12 protein-coding genes and 1 tRNA gene are annotated in these 13705 nt (G+C 61.1%); 7 read left to right on the forward strand and 6 right to left on the reverse strand.

Translation table 11 applies throughout. From position 1 onward, the window contains the following. Positions 1 to 79: 79 nt before the first annotated feature. Positions 80 to 3001 (forward strand): RNA polymerase-associated protein RapA, encoded by a 2922-nt coding sequence (gene rapA / locus AXK12_RS03845; protein ID WP_068711621.1) that lies wholly within the window; start codon positions 80 to 82, stop codon positions 2999 to 3001. 369 nt (positions 3002 to 3370) lie between these two features. Here rapA and AXK12_RS09270 read toward each other — a convergent pair whose 3' ends face one another. From AXK12_RS09270 to infA, 3 genes are all read right to left on the reverse strand, one after another. Next, complete coding sequence (locus AXK12_RS09270; protein ID WP_068711624.1) at positions 3371 to 3595, reverse strand: hypothetical protein; 225 nt, start codon at positions 3593 to 3595, stop codon at positions 3371 to 3373. Between the two features lie 100 nt (positions 3596 to 3695). Continuing rightward, the gene (locus AXK12_RS03855; protein WP_068711626.1) at positions 3696 to 4661 is read right to left on the reverse strand and encodes a site-specific tyrosine recombinase; all 966 of its coding nucleotides are present in this window, start codon (positions 4659 to 4661) and stop codon (positions 3696 to 3698) included. A gap of 84 nt (positions 4662 to 4745) precedes the next feature. Beyond that, positions 4746 to 5006, reverse strand: coding sequence for a translation initiation factor IF-1 (infA, locus tag AXK12_RS03860; RefSeq protein ID WP_068711628.1), 261 nt, complete (start codon positions 5004 to 5006; stop codon positions 4746 to 4748). 205 nt (positions 5007 to 5211) lie between these two features. Between infA and AXK12_RS03865 the strand changes: the two genes are divergently transcribed. The 4 genes from AXK12_RS03865 (at position 5212) to hisI (ending at position 7398) form a co-directional block, all read left to right on the forward strand. After that, positions 5212 to 5748, forward strand: coding sequence for a nucleoside deaminase (locus AXK12_RS03865; RefSeq protein ID WP_068711630.1), 537 nt, complete (start codon positions 5212 to 5214; stop codon positions 5746 to 5748). A 69-nt stretch (positions 5749 to 5817) separates the two neighbouring features. Then, positions 5818 to 6453, forward strand: a complete 636-nt coding sequence (locus AXK12_RS03870) for a superoxide dismutase (RefSeq protein WP_068711632.1) — start codon at positions 5818 to 5820, stop codon at positions 6451 to 6453. A 59-nt stretch (positions 6454 to 6512) separates the two neighbouring features. Beyond that, positions 6513 to 6824: a gamma-butyrobetaine hydroxylase-like domain-containing protein gene (locus AXK12_RS03875; RefSeq protein WP_068711634.1), complete on the forward strand. Its 312-nt coding sequence runs from the start codon at positions 6513 to 6515 to the stop codon at positions 6822 to 6824. A gap of 115 nt (positions 6825 to 6939) precedes the next feature. After that, a complete protein-coding gene (gene hisI, locus AXK12_RS03880) occupies positions 6940 to 7398 on the forward strand; it encodes a phosphoribosyl-AMP cyclohydrolase (protein ID WP_068711636.1) in 459 nt (152 codons plus the stop codon). A 237-nt stretch (positions 7399 to 7635) separates the two neighbouring features. On the opposite strand, the gene AXK12_RS03885 is transcribed toward hisI, so the two are convergent. Then, positions 7636 to 7872, reverse strand: a complete 237-nt coding sequence (locus AXK12_RS03885; RefSeq protein WP_068711638.1) for a helix-turn-helix domain-containing protein — start codon at positions 7870 to 7872, stop codon at positions 7636 to 7638. Positions 7873 to 8000: 128 nt separating this feature from the next. On the opposite strand from AXK12_RS03885, the gene AXK12_RS03890 reads away from it, so the two are divergent. After that, positions 8001 to 8453: a hypothetical protein gene (locus AXK12_RS03890; protein ID WP_156468836.1), complete on the forward strand. Its 453-nt coding sequence runs from the start codon at positions 8001 to 8003 to the stop codon at positions 8451 to 8453. A 123-nt stretch (positions 8454 to 8576) separates the two neighbouring features. Then, a tRNA-Ser gene (locus tag AXK12_RS03895) sits at positions 8577 to 8666 on the forward strand. Between the two features lie 533 nt (positions 8667 to 9199). On the opposite strand, the gene AXK12_RS03900 is transcribed toward AXK12_RS03895, so the two are convergent. Further along, complete coding sequence (locus tag AXK12_RS03900) at positions 9200 to 12130, reverse strand: M16 family metallopeptidase (RefSeq protein WP_068711642.1); 2931 nt, start codon at positions 12128 to 12130, stop codon at positions 9200 to 9202. Further along, positions 12127 to 13692, reverse strand: a complete 1566-nt coding sequence (locus tag AXK12_RS03905) for a glycoside hydrolase family 32 protein (protein WP_068711644.1) — start codon at positions 13690 to 13692, stop codon at positions 12127 to 12129. Before AXK12_RS03905 ends, AXK12_RS03900 begins: the two co-directional genes overlap by 4 nt. Between the last annotated feature and the right edge of the window lie 13 nt (positions 13693 to 13705).

Here is a 13705-nt window from a genome sequence, read left to right on the forward strand (position 1 = left end):
CACTCACTCGATACGTGCCCAGTGCCCATGACTTCCGCCTCGCCGCGCGCGCGCCGTTCCGCTTCGCTCCAGCCCGCCTATGACCTTAACCCAAGTCGGACAACGCTGTGTCAGTGAACGCGAACCAGAGCTCGGCCTAGGACTCATCAGCGAGCTCGACCACAATCAGATCACGATCGAGTTCCCCGCGACTCGCGAGCGGAGGATTTACGCGCGCGGCACCCCAGTTTTGCGGCGCGTGCGCTTCAAGGTCGGCGATAAGATCGCCACGCGCAGCGGCACCGCCTTCACCATAGAAGCAGTCCTCGGCAGCGACTCAGCGCCTGACGCAGACGGCAGCAGTCCCAGCGAAAACACCGAGCCCGCGACTGGCCTGCTCACCTACCTCGGCAACGGCGGAGCGCTCCACGTCGCCGAGTCGGAAGTCGCCGACGCGACTAGCGCAAACTCCCCCGCAGACCGCCTCCTCACCGGCCAAGCCGAGCCCAGTGAAGTCTTCGACCTGCGCTACCGCACGCTGCAATGGCAAGCCACGCTCGCCCGCAGCGAGGTACGCGGGATGCTCGGCGGGCGCGTCGATCTCATCCCCCACCAGTTTTACATTCTTGGGGAAGTCTCCCGCCGCCAAATCCCTAGGGTGCTCCTCTCCGACGAAGTCGGCTTGGGCAAAACGATCGAAGCCTGCCTCATCCTTCAACGACTCCTCGCCACAGGCCGCGCCAAACGCGCCCTCATCCTCGTCCCCGAATCGCTCGTCCACCAATGGTTCGTCGAGCTGCTCCGCCGCTTCAATCTGTGGTTCACCCTCTTCGACGAAGCACGCCTCCAAGCGACCGAAGCCAGCGAGCCGGAGAAAAACCCCTTTCATTCGAGCCAGCTTTGGATTGCGCCAACGAGCACACTTGCGAACCACGAAACCCGCCGCGCACAAGCAATCGCCGCTGGCTGGGATCTCCTCATTGTCGACGAAGCGCACCACCTCGGCTGGTCGCCCCAAGACGCCTCTAGCGATTACCAGCTCGTCGAATCACTCGCCCAGACCACGCCCGGGCTCCTGCTCCTCACCGCCACGCCTAACCAACTCGGCGCGAGCGGACACTTTGCCCGTCTCCGGCTCCTCGATCCACACCGCTACAGCGACTACGAAGCCTTCCTCGAAGAGACCGAAGGCTACGCCTCAATCGCAGATGTCGCCGACGCGCTAGTCGAAGGCCGTCCGCTCAGCAAAAGTGATCACAAGGCACTTCTAAAAATCTTTGACCGCGACCCCGAGGGCCTCGCCTCACATCTCAGCGCACTCGAGACAGGAGGCGCCGAAGCCCGAGCCGCGCTCCTACGCACGCTGCTCGATCAACACGGCACCGGCCGCATGGTCTTCCGCAACACCCGCACTGCGATGAAAGGCTTCCCCAAGCGGCAGTACTGCCCAGCGCCGATTGAGGGCGCGACTGCCGAAGTGCTCGATCGTGTGGCACGCGAAATCGAAACCGAGGAAGGCAGCGCCCCACACGCAGCCACTCGACTCGCCTACACCTTTAAAGATGACCCACGGCTCGATTGGCTGCTCGGCTTCCTCAAAAAACACGCACGCGAAAAAGTCCTCCTCATCTGCAAAACCGCCCGCAAAGCACTCGCCCTCGAAGAAGCGATCAAGGAACGGCTCAACCTAAACCTCGCCCTCTTCCACGAAGGCCTCTCACTCATCCACCGCGACCGCCAAGCCGCCTGGTTCGCCGAGCCCGACGGCGCACAACTGCTCATCTGCTCGGAAATCGGCAGCGAGGGACGCAACTTTCAGTTCGCCCACCACCTCATCCTCTTCGACCTGCCGCTCAACCCCGGCCTCGTCGAGCAACGCATCGGGCGGCTCGACCGCATCGGCCAAACAGAGGCTATCCGCATCCACGTACCCTATCTCCCAGGCGGGGCCGATGAAGCCCTCGCCCATTGGTATCACGACGGGCTTGCTGCCTTTGAAGCTCCACTCCACGGCGGTAACGAGTACCGCGACCACTACCACGCCCGCCTCCTCGAACTCGTCGCCGAGTACGCGGCGGGCGACGAAGCGCGCGCTGCCGCTCGGCCCAAACTGGAGAAACTCATCGCCGAAACCCAAAAGTTCCGCGCTGCGCTCAACCAAAAACTCTCCCAAGGCCGCGACCGCCTCCTCGAGCTCAACTCCTACGATGCGCCCTGCGCCGCCGCCTTGCTGGAGAAAATCCGCGAAGCCGACCGCTCGCCGACACTCCGCACAAACCTCACCGCGCTCCTCGATCACTTCGGCGTGCGCGTGACCGACCACGAAGACGGCGACGTCTCACTCGATGCCTCCCAAGCCTACGTCGAAGCCTTCCCTGGCATCCCCGCCGAGGGCGGCATGCTGGCCACCTACTCGCGCACCCGCGCCATCTCGCGCGAGGACATCCGCTTCCTCTCTGCCGACCATCCGCTCGTGCAGGACACGATTGACCTACTCGTTAACTCCACCACCGGCACCACCGCCTTTTGCCTCCTAGAGTCCGACACGCCCAACCTGCTTCTCGAAGCCGTCTTCGTCCTAGAAACGATCGAGGACACACGCTGGCACCTCGACCAATTCCTGCCGCCCACGCCACTGCGTGTCCTCGTCGATATCCACGGCCGCGACCGCAGCGCAGAACTCAGCCCCGAAGCATTCGCACGCGACTTAGAGGACGCCCCGCTACCCCAGTTTTTGGAAAAACCCGGGTTTAACGCCACACTCCTTAAAGCCCTATTGGAGGGCGCAACCGAACGCGCCGAAGCACACGCCGCCCCGCTGCGCCAAGCCGCACGCGAAACCGCCGCCACCGCCCTCACCGACGAACTCCAACGACTCGTCCACTTGAGTAAACTCAACCGCAGCGTCAGCCCGCGCGAAATCGAACTCGCCAAAAAACAAGTCCGCCAAACGCGCAAAGCCATCGAAGCCTCGCGGCTGCGGCTCGACTCTATCCGGCTCATCCTCGAAGGCACTCGCTGAGTGCCTAGCGCTGGCTGATACGCCTTTTTCCCACTACGCGTGGGGCGGCAGGCTGTGCCTGCACCCGTTCAATTTGGGATTTCGGCGTCGCGCTATCGCGCGAAAGCGAAATCCCAAATTTGAAAGTCCCTTCCCTTGTCGCGTTGCGACAAGGAGAGCAGTAAAAGGGGAAGTAGAGTGATAACCCGTTTGGGCGAGGTGGGAAAAATCACCAGTAAGCTCCCGCCTCCAAGTTTGGGGTCCTTTCTACCGAACGCTTGGTTGCCGTGCGAATGCACGGCGGCCAAGCGTTCGGTAAATGGGTGCAGCGACACGCTGCCGCCCCACGCGCAGTGGACGCTCAGAGAGAGCAGCGCTGCCAACGGCGGCTCACGGCGCGGCGTAGTACGGGATGATTTGTTTGAGATGTCCTTGGATGATGCTGCCGATTGTTTGCGCAGGGAGCGTGCCTTTGTGCAGTTCGAAAATCGCCACTAATAGCGCGAGCTCGATATCGACCGTCTGCCCGTTTGTCGCGCGCATCTCGGCGAGCAGCTCCAGGGCTTTTTTCTCAACGCGTTTGTAGTCTTTAAAGTTTTCTTCGGTCGCAGCCATTTAGGGAAATGAGTTTGGAGAGTAACGAAGTGAAAACGGGGCCGGTCAATCTCGGGAAGCCGCGGACGAGCGAGCAACAGGAACTCGCCCATGAGCGCCGTCAAAGACTGTTACGCGGGTGGTATTTTGCGTGGCCTTCGATGAGCCGCTGCGGCTCGACTGCCGTGTAAATCTGGGTCGTCGCGATACTCGCATGGCCAAGCATCTCCTGAATCGCACGCAGATCCGCTCCGCCGGTCAGCAGGTGCGTCGCGAAGGAGTGCCGCAGCAAGTGCGGTTTTACCGGCTTGGTGATTCCGGCGAGGCGAGCGTATTTTTTTACGATCACCCAGAGCGTAACCCGCGAGAGCCCGCGCCCGCGCGCACTTAAGAACAGTTGGCTGCCGGTGTGCGTCCTCACGTAGTAGGGGCGGCCCGCCTCCAACCAGCGCGCAATCGCTGTGAGCGCCTTGCTGCCGACGGGGACGACGCGCTCTTTCGAGCCTTTGCCAAAAACGCGCAAAAACCCGTGCTCAAGATCGATTTGCTGGAGCGTGAGTGCGCCGAGCTCGGAGACGCGCAAGCCGCTGGAGTAGAAAAGCTCGAGGAGCGCCTTGTCGCGGAGCGACTGCGGGTCACCGCCGCTGGGCGCGGCGAGCAGCCGCTCGACCTCTTCGTTTGTCAGCGTGCCGGGCATCTGCCGGCGGTGTTTGGGCGCAGTGAGGAGCGCGGAAAAATCATCCTCGCGCAAGCGCTCACGAACGAGGTGGTGGGCGAGCCCACGCAGCGCGGCCAGCTTTCGCGCCAAACTCGCCACTGCGTAATCCGCCCCGCTCAAACTCTGTATCCACAAGGCCACTTCGCCGCCCGAGACGCTGCGCCAGTCGCTCGCCGTCCCCCGCTTGGCGAGAAAGGCCGCGCATTGGTCGAGGTCGTTTAGGTAGCCCTCTTGGGTGTTCGGCGAGAGGCCGCGCTCTAGGCCGATGTAGCTAAGGAAACGATCGATGTCCTCGGCAAAGTCCCCCGGTGCGGCGCTGCTAAAAGTCGCCCGGCGCGCGGCACTGACCTTTCGCTTGGGCGACGACATAGCGAAAAAAATGCTGGGGCTGGGCTACGGGATTATTTTTCGCGTGTTGCGAAAACGCAGGCCACCAAGCCGAAGCGAGTCCGCTTAGCGGCGGCGGCGCTGGAAGTTGGGCCGGTGGGCGTTTTGCTCGCGCACGCGGTAGGTGATCCGCGCCTTCTCTAAGTCGTAAGGGCTCATCTCCATCTTCACCGTGTCGCCCGTGGCGATCTTGATAAAGTGCTTACGCAGCTTCCCCGAAATGTGGGCTAAGACGACATGCCCGTTGGACAGCTCGACCTTGAACATCGTGCCGGGGAGGACGGCCACGACCTTTCCCTCCACCTCAATCGCGTTTACATCAGCCATACGGGAGCGAGGGGAGCTATTGTGGGTGCTTGGTGCATAGAAAAGAGACAGCAGGAGGAGCCAACGCGCGGTGCGCCGAAAAACGAAAAGCCACCTGTAAGCCCTAGCGCCCGCCCCCAAGTCAAGGTTTTACACGAGGCAACTCCACGCACTGTGTAGGTACGCGTCGTTGCGCTCAAAACGCTGCGCAGCGCGCACGCTACCGATGCAAGCCACCCGAAAGCCCTTTCCCGAGTGCCCGTTTGAAAAACGCTTCCCCTCGCAACTCGTACGCGACGACACGTTTTTTATGAGTTTGGCCTACAACCAAGCGATCGACGCATGGCGACGCGGCGAAGTGCCTATCGGTGCAGTCATCGAGCGCGGCGGCGAGGTCATCGCGCTCGCGCACAACACGGTCGAAACCGCACACGACCCGACCGCACACGCCGAGGTCTTGGCAATCACCCAAGCCGCCGCCGCACTCGGCGATTGGCGGCTGGAAGGCTGCACGCTGTATGTCACCAAAGAGCCTTGCCCGATGTGCTCGGGAGCCGTCCTCATGTCGCGCCTCGCCCGCGTGTGCTACGCAGTACGCGACGCGAAAATGGGCTGCCTCGGCGGTGCGACCGACCTCAACGCCATCGCCACGCTCAACCATCACCTCGAAATCTCCGCGGGCGAAATCCTGGAGGCCGAGTGCCGCACACTCTTGCAGACTTTTTTTAAGCTGAAGCGTGAATCAAGTGCCGCTGGCAGTTGACGCCGCAAGCGACACGCTCAAATTCTGCGCTTCCTCAGTATTAGCTGAACCCGAAACCCTTATAAAATCATGGCATACACACTCAAACCGCTCCCCTACGCCCACGATGCGCTAGAGCCGCACATCGACGCACGCACGATGGAGATCCATCACGGCAAGCATCACCAAGCTTACGTCAATAACCTCAATGCCGCGCTCGAAAGCGCAGGCGTCACCCCGCCGAGCTGCCTGTGCAACCTCATCTCCAACCTCGATAAACTCCCCGAGTCGATTCGCGGCGCAGTCCGCAACAACGGCGGTGGAGTCGCCAACCACAACCTCTTCTGGAAAATCATGGGCCCCGGCAAAGGCGGCGCACCGACCGGCGCCCTCGCTACCGCGATCGATGCGACCTTCGGCTCCTTCGATAAGTTTAAGGAAGAGTTCGCCAAGGCAGGCGCGACCCGCTTCGGCTCCGGTTGGGCCTGGCTCTACGTCACGCCCGAAAAGAAACTCGCCGTGGGCTCGACCGCCAACCAAGACAGCCCGCGCATGGGCAAGGCGATCGCCGGGATCGAGGGCACGCCCATCCTCGCAATGGACGTCTGGGAACACGCCTACTACCTCAACTACCAAAACCGCCGCCCCGACTACATCGCCGCCTTCTGGAACGTCGTAAACTGGGACGCCGTCGCTGAGCGCTACACCGACGCACTCGAAGACTAAGCGGCGCAGGCTGTTTTTATTGGCAGGCCGCCTCTTGGCGGCCTGTCTTTTTTGGGACTGTGGAAAGACCGACCAACATACAACTCATTGGGAAGGAACTCGGCATCGTATGGAGCGATGGTTGCGAGACCTACTACGACCCGGCGCGACTGCGCGCGGCTTCGCCTAGTGCCCAGGCCCAGGGCGAACGCGATATCCTAGGCCAAGTCCACGGCGGCGAAGGCCCCACGACTGCCCGCGACCACAGCGGCGTCACCATTCACGGCTGGCAAATTGTCGGAAACTACGCTGTGCGCTTCGAGTTTAGCGACGGCCATAGAACGGGGCTTTACTCGTTCGATTTCCTGCGCGAGCTCGCCGCAAAACCCTAAACGCCTGCACGGCAGCGGAAAACCCCACGCAACGCGCCAAAGAGCGGTTGCCAACCGTTGCTACACACAGCGCACGCTTCCACTCCACACCTCACACACTCTATTTTAAGCACTCATGAGCTCCTTCGTTTTTCCTGCACGCAGCACTACCGCCGAGATTGAACTCGGAACCACGCTCCAGCCCAAATTCGACGCCGACGGACTCATCCCCTGCATCACCACCGACCACCTCACCAACGAAGTGCTGATGTTCGCCTTCATGAACGCGGAGTCGCTCGCCCACACGCTGCGCAGCGGTAAAGCGACTTACTGGAGCCGATCACGCGGCAAACTCTGGTGCAAAGGCGAAGAATCCGGCAACGTGCAACGCGTCAAAGCCATCCTGACCGACTGCGACCAAGACGTGCTCCTGCTCAAAGTCGAAAGCATCGGCGGCGTATCCTGCCACAACGGCTACAAATCCTGCTTCTACCGCCAACTCAGCGAAGACGCCGACCCCAGCGACGAAGCCAGCCTCAAACTCCAATTCGTCGCCCGCCGCCTCATCGACCCCGCCAAACTCTACAAAAAGTAGATCCACTACGCGTGGGGCGGCAGGCTGTGCCTGCACCCGTTCAATTTGGGATTTCTCATCGCGCTATCGCGCGAAAGCGAAATCCCAAATTTGAAAGCATTCCCCCTGTCGCGTTGCGACAGAAACGGAGGGCTTATTTCAAAATCACGATTTGTGTTCGGTTGCGAAGCGACCGAGCCAAATCGTGATTTAAATGGGAGTGGCAGCATGCCACCGCCCCACGCGCAGTGGGAAAAGTTACCTGCTTTGTCCTGCCGCTTCCTCGGGCCCTTCTCCAAAAATATCGGGCCGCAACTCGTAGCGGGGCACTTCCCCGCCACTCGCCTCATCCAGCCGCCGTGCTAAAACGCCTCCAAAGCGGGAGCCCACGCTGAGTGACTTGCGCAAATACCCGAGCGAAGTCCCCGCCCGCTCCGCATACTCGTGCTGCTGCGGAACAGCTAGTTTCTGCAAGTAGGCTCGAAGCGATTCCATGACAACTCTGCTATTACCTTTATAAATTTTAGTCAATTTACTCGGGTAAATATTAAGCGAATCTGCTGAACGAGTTATTCGGGGAATTTTAATCGTAATTACCCAAAGGTAATAAAAGCGTGTTCCGAATGAGTCATACCCCAACCAGAATTATGGAGGCGCGCCGGGCTCGGTTACGCGCTTGGATCGATGCCCACCATGCTGGCTCGCAAGCGGCCTTTGTTAAGGCGACTGGTATCAATCAAGGGGGGCTTTCTTCGCTGCTTCGCTCCAAGGCTTTTGGGGAAAATCGCGCGGCGGCCATTGAGCGCTTGGCGGACATGCCTGAGGGCTACCTCGTGTTTCCTTTGGATGAGGCGGAAAAAACGCCCGTCGCAGTCCAACTGGTCACGCGTCGCTTTGAGGATTTCGGTCCGAAGCTGAAAACGCTTCTCTGCGAGCTTGGCGAAGCGGCCCAAGCTTCGCCCGAAATCGCGGCCCATCTCGAAACCCTAAAACCCTTGGCGCGTAAACACCTTCAGGCCTGTGCGGCCTCCGCCGAGCTGAAGAAACTGAAGCGGCGTGGGGCGGTTTTGTCATGATACGCATGAGCCGATGCGGACTTCTTGTTTTGCGGATCGTCTTTGTCCTAGGCTTTGCCTCCTTGACGCCGCGGCGCGCGTTGTTGAGCGTTCCGCCGCTCTAAGCGAATCGCGCGACTCAACGGAGGAGTGGCTGAGTGGTTAAAGGCATCTGTCTTGAAAACAGACGTGGGTGTAAGCCCACCGGGGGTTCGAATCCCTCCTCCTCCGCCAGAGTCGCGGGCGTTTCTTATTTGCGGGCGGGTGCGAGGCGCATTGCCGTTCATTGGTCGCCCGTCGGTCGTGTATCGGCGTTTTTTTCACGGCGCATCGCTGCCATACGGGAGAAGCTGCACCAGTGTGGGTAGTTTTCGCATTCATAAGTTATTTTACTTAAATTAATTGCGTAGTTCTCCTTTCTTGCGGCTAAGAAAACGCAGTACTCCTTCCCGAGCTATACAGCAGGTGGCTTCGTAGCGACACACCCACACTTCTCGTTAAGAAGCCAGTTTGCTGTCTTACTGATTGGGGCTTTGAGCCCGTTTTGCTTCAACAAAGGCGCAGTGGAACGCTTTCCCACTGCGCCTTTCCCAAGTCTGCTTAGGGCCTGTTCCCGTTTCAAACTCCCGCCTCCAAGTTTGGGCTCCTTTTCACAGAGCCGCTTGGCTGCTGTGCGAATGCACGGCAACCAAGCGGCTCTGTAAATGGGTGCAGCGACACGCTGCCGCCCCACGCGGAGTGGGAGCGGTCGCTAAGCGCGGCGTGTCTCATTCTGTCGCGGGAACGTCACTGGCTGCGGCCGCCGGCCTCTCTGGCAGGATGATGACTCGTGAGGCGCGGGTGGCAGGGAGGTATGTCTTGGCCAGCTCGCTCAGTTCCTCAGCGGTGATTGATTCGATATCGCTCACGCGCGAACGCGCCCAGTCGATCACCTCGGGCTTCTCCTGCGCACGCGACAGCACACTTCGCAGCCAATACGTGTTATTGCGCAGCGAGTCGCGCACGCTCGTCATCACGGGTTGGCGAGCGCGCTCCAGCTCATCCGCCGTCACGCCGTTTCGCGCGAGGTCGTCGCCGATTTCCACAATCAAGTCCGCGATCTGCTCGGCCTGGCTCGGGTCGACCACGCATATCGCTTGGAAGTAGCCGTAGCCCGGGAACACATTGCTCGCAACGTTGCCCGCATAGGGGCTATAGCTGCCGCCTATTTCCTGGCGCACTTTTAGCCGCAGCCGGTCGTCAAGCACCGCACCGAGCAACGAAAGTCGACGTGAGCGGCGCACATCGAGTGCGTCGTGGCTTGGCCAATACACGCGCACATCGCCCTTATCGATTTCGGTCGGGATTCCGTAATTTTTGTTAAACGGCTGCGCGGGAAAACGAACCTGCTTGCGCTCATCAAGTGCACGCCGTTCCGCGCGCTGCGGCAGTGCCCCCAAGGTCTCGGCCACCGCAGCAATTACGGCCTCGGGCTCGAAGTCGCCCACCACCGCGACCTCAAGCGGACCGCTCGCAAGTTCTGGATCAATCCACTCCCGCGCTTCCTCCAAGTTCCGCGAAAGCATGACATCCTTCTCGGGCAAGCCGAAGCGCGGGTCGCCGCTCGCCAGTAGGTTCGCAACCTCAGTGACGAGCGGCCCGCCCGTCGTGTATTTAAAACTTAAATACAGTTGCTCAAGTTGCTTACGCGCTTGGCGCAGTGCCTCGGGCCTCCAACCCGGGTCGGTGAGCTTGGCCGTCATGAGTTGAAGCTGGAGTCGCAAGTCCTCGCTCGTCGTCGCGCCCGCGAGCGTGAAGGCATCGACACCGACAGTAAAACCTACGCCGACCGTGTGCCCCGCGAGGATGCGCCGCAACTCGTCCGCGCTGTGTGCCCCGAGCCCACCGGCATCAAAGGTGGCGCCTGCCAAATCGCCGATCCCAGGGGCTTGCTCAGCAGGCGCGGTCAACTCGCCCTCCCCCACACGCAGCGACACGTAGATGGGGCCTTTTTCAAAATCCGTCTGCTTAAGGTTGAGCCGCACGCCGTTGGCGAAGCGGACTAAGCGCAGGTCGAGGTCTTCCACTCGCTCGTCGCTGATCACCGCGCCCGGCTCTCCCCAGCTCGCGTAAGCCCACTCGCTCGTCTCACGCACAGCAGGCGGCGCGACCGGCTCGCTGTGCGAGGCTTGAAACGCCGCGAGTATTTCCTGCTCAGCGAGGGCAGCCGAGGCATTGCCAGACTTGTCCACACTGAGCTTCGCGTTGCCGATAACGCTCACGTAAAACCCATCTCCCTCAAAGGCCTCGCGCAGCGCAGCGAGGCAGTCTTCGGGCGTCACTTGTGCGAGCGGCGCCTCAAGCAGTGCGAGGTCAAACTCAGGACTCGTGAACACCGTGTCGGTAAATAAAGCCTCAGCGATCTCGCTCGAAAGCTGCGAGGAGTGCCGCGTCGGCGCACCGCGCACGCTCTGCGCCAATGCGTTTTTAAAATCGGCCACGACCTCCGCAAGCTCATCGGGCTGGAAGCCGTGCTCGAGCGCACGACGAAGCTCCTGCTCGCCAACCTGAAGTGCCTTGCGCCAGAGCTTCGGATTGGTCGACACCGTGATCTCCGCCTCTTCGACGAAGCGATAGTAGTCGCCCGCAGTCGCTCGCGCAGTATTGAAGGGCGCATCCTCGCCCTTCGCTAGCTCGCTGTAGCGGCGGTTGAGCATCGCAAGCGCGAGGTTGCGCGGCAGCTCGGCCAGGCGTTTCTCCACGCTGTCCGGCGCCTCTTTGTAGGGCCGCAGCCATGTCAGGATCACATCCGTCCCCGGCGCCTCCGGTTCGTAGTGATAAAATAAATGCGGCTCTTCCAGCTCGGTCACGCGCCCCATGTCGGGCAGCTCACGAGCCGGAGCGCGCGCCACGAGCGGCACAAAGGTGTCGCGGATCTGCCCCTCGGCCGCCTCCACATCGAAATCGCCCACCGCCACCACAATCATGCGCTCAGGCCGATACCAAGTGTCCCAAAAATCCACGAAGCGATCGCGCCCCGCCTCCTCAATCACTGACTCCAGCCCGATAGGCAGCCGCTGCGGCAGGCGCGCTGCCGGCAGCATCGCCCCAAACTGAGCGACAAAGCTCCGGTAGGCGACGCTGTCGCGTGCACGTTTTTCGTTGAGGATGACGCCGCGCTCGCGGTCGATTTCCTCGTCGAGCAGCAAGAGCCCGCCCGCGTAATCGCTCAGCACGCGCAAGCCCTCGGCGAGCGTGTCCGCATCCGTGCGCGGCAGTTCGAGCCGGTATTGCGTGCGGTCGAAGCTGGTAAACGCATTCGTGTCGCCGCCAAAACTCATCCCCATCCGTTGGAAAAACTCGATAAGCGTCCCGGGCGGATAGTGCGTGCTCCCGTTAAACGCCATGTGCTCCAAAAAGTGAGCGAGCCCGCGCTGCTCCTCGGTCTCATGTAGTGATCCAGCCAATACGACCAGCTGTAGCGACGCTCGGCCCTGCGGCTCCTTGTTCGGATAAATCGCGTAGCGCAGCCCATTGGGCAGCTCGCCCGTGCGCAACACAGGGTCGGGCACAAGCGAGGCAGCGGGATTAGTGGAAGCCGCAAGCGCAGACGCAGTTTCGGCTGCGGGCGCATCGGCTCGGGAGATCAGTCCCGTAAGCGGGAGTAAGAGGGCGAAAGCAAAGAGGCAGTGGAAACGGGCGGGCTTAAATCGCGTCATGGCTCGCAGTTATCGACGTGCAGCGCATACGCCTCCAGCGAAAACGTGGCTCCGGTACTCTCCGCCGAAAATCCCATCTCCGTAAATGCCGCACTCGGGTAGACGCTAGCCGTCACGCAGCGCTCGCCCCGATTGGCGAAACACTCCAGAGAGGTCTTATCGAGGCAGAGCAACATCCGCATCGAATTGCGCATTCCACCTGCAAGCGGGGCGACCATGAGTGGCACAGGAAAGTTCTTCGGCAAGACCTCCGAGCCTGCATCGCTACGGTCAACGAAAAGCTCCGCGCGCGCCGAGCCCTCCACGTTATTGACTCCTAGGCGCAGCTCTTGGCCCCAAGGATTGCGAAAAGTAATCGTGCTTTGGCCTGCGCCCAAGCCGTGCAAGCTGACTTTGATCATGCCGCGCTTCAGGTCGAGCTCCCCAAACGGAATCATCGGCACTTCCTCGTTAGCGACCTCTACTTTACCACAGCGAAACAGTCGGCTCCCCTGCTCACGCCGCGCAAAGAGCTCGGGCACCGGATAACTTTTGAGCACATAACCCTCGCTGTTCACGACTAGCGAAAGCTCACGCGGAATCGTCATTTGGCCGAGCCAGCCGTCCGCCGCGCTCGGGAGTTCAGCGGCATAGTCCCAGTTCGACATCCAGCCAATCATCACCCGCCGGTCACCAGGCACATTGTTAAAAAGCACACCCGCATAGTTGTCTCGCCCCCAGTCCACCCAACGCGCGCTCGCGCAGGGCTGACTCTCATCGAGCGTAAAGGTCGTCCCGTCGAAATCGCCCACGAAGTACTGCGTGGCCGAGCCTTCGTTGGGCCCGCCCGGGTTGATGCTCACCAGCAGCACCCACTTCTCTTTCTCAGGAGCGCAACCCTCGCTGTCATCCGCATCCAAGCCATCCTCCCAAAATTCGTTTTTGACCGGCAGCGAAAACAAGTCGGGGCACTCCCAAACGCCGCCGTGCGCGCCACACTCCGCACCAAACTCGGAGAGGAAGCGCCAGTTAATCAGATCCGCCGACTCGTAAAAATGCACGCGGTCGCCCGCCGCCAAAACCATTAGCCAACGCCCGCACTCCGCATCCCAACTCACCTTTGGGTCGCGAAAATCCGGCAGCCCCGGGCTCTGCAAAACGGGATTCCCCGCATACTGCGCCCACGTCATCCCGCCATCCAGCGAGTAAGCAAGCGCCTGATTCTCGACCTGGTTTGGGTCAGTTTCCGCGATGTCGTGCGCAGTGTAAATCGCCACAAGCGGCGGTGTCGTCCCGTCGCCAAAACCCGACGTGTTCCCGTAGTCCACGACCGCACTGCCCGAAAACATGTAAATGGAACCCTGAGGGCACAGCGCAACCGGCTGCTCCTGCCAACACACGAGGTCGCAACTCGTCGCATGCCCCCAATACATCGGCCCGTGGATAGGCGCATGCGGGTAATACTGAAAAAACAAGTGCCAAGTGCCGTCGAGGTAGAGCAGCCCGTTGGGGTCGTTTATCCAGCCCTTGCGTGGACTGAAGTGATACAGCGGACGGTAGTTTTCGGAGTGAGACGCATTCATGGGAAAAGGTGCC

Source organism: Cephaloticoccus capnophilus (genome assembly GCF_001580045.1).
Lineage (GTDB): Bacteria > Verrucomicrobiota > Verrucomicrobiia > Opitutales > Opitutaceae > Cephaloticoccus > Cephaloticoccus capnophilus.

Bases quoted from the DNA above. Each gene is read 5' to 3' on its own strand.
- rapA (WP_068711621.1), top strand. From the start codon at position 80: ATGACCTTAACCCAAGTCGGACAACGCTGTGTCAGTGAACGCGAACCA.
- AXK12_RS09270 (WP_068711624.1), bottom strand. From the start codon at position 3,595: ATGGCTGCGACCGAAGAAAACTTTAAAGACTACAAACGCGTTGAGAAA.
- AXK12_RS03855 (WP_068711626.1), bottom strand. From the start codon at position 4,661: ATGTCGTCGCCCAAGCGAAAGGTCAGTGCCGCGCGCCGGGCGACTTTT.
- infA (WP_068711628.1), bottom strand. From the start codon at position 5,006: ATGGCTGATGTAAACGCGATTGAGGTGGAGGGAAAGGTCGTGGCCGTC.
- AXK12_RS03865 (WP_068711630.1), top strand. From the start codon at position 5,212: ATGCAAGCCACCCGAAAGCCCTTTCCCGAGTGCCCGTTTGAAAAACGC.
- AXK12_RS03870 (WP_068711632.1), top strand. From the start codon at position 5,818: ATGGCATACACACTCAAACCGCTCCCCTACGCCCACGATGCGCTAGAG.
- hisI (WP_068711636.1), top strand. From the start codon at position 6,940: ATGAGCTCCTTCGTTTTTCCTGCACGCAGCACTACCGCCGAGATTGAA.
- AXK12_RS03885 (WP_068711638.1), bottom strand. From the start codon at position 7,872: ATGGAATCGCTTCGAGCCTACTTGCAGAAACTAGCTGTTCCGCAGCAG.
- AXK12_RS03890 (WP_156468836.1), top strand. From the start codon at position 8,001: ATGAGTCATACCCCAACCAGAATTATGGAGGCGCGCCGGGCTCGGTTA.
- AXK12_RS03900 (WP_068711642.1), bottom strand. From the start codon at position 12,130: ATGACGCGATTTAAGCCCGCCCGTTTCCACTGCCTCTTTGCTTTCGCC.
- AXK12_RS03905 (WP_068711644.1), bottom strand. From the start codon at position 13,692: ATGAATGCGTCTCACTCCGAAAACTACCGTCCGCTGTATCACTTCAGT.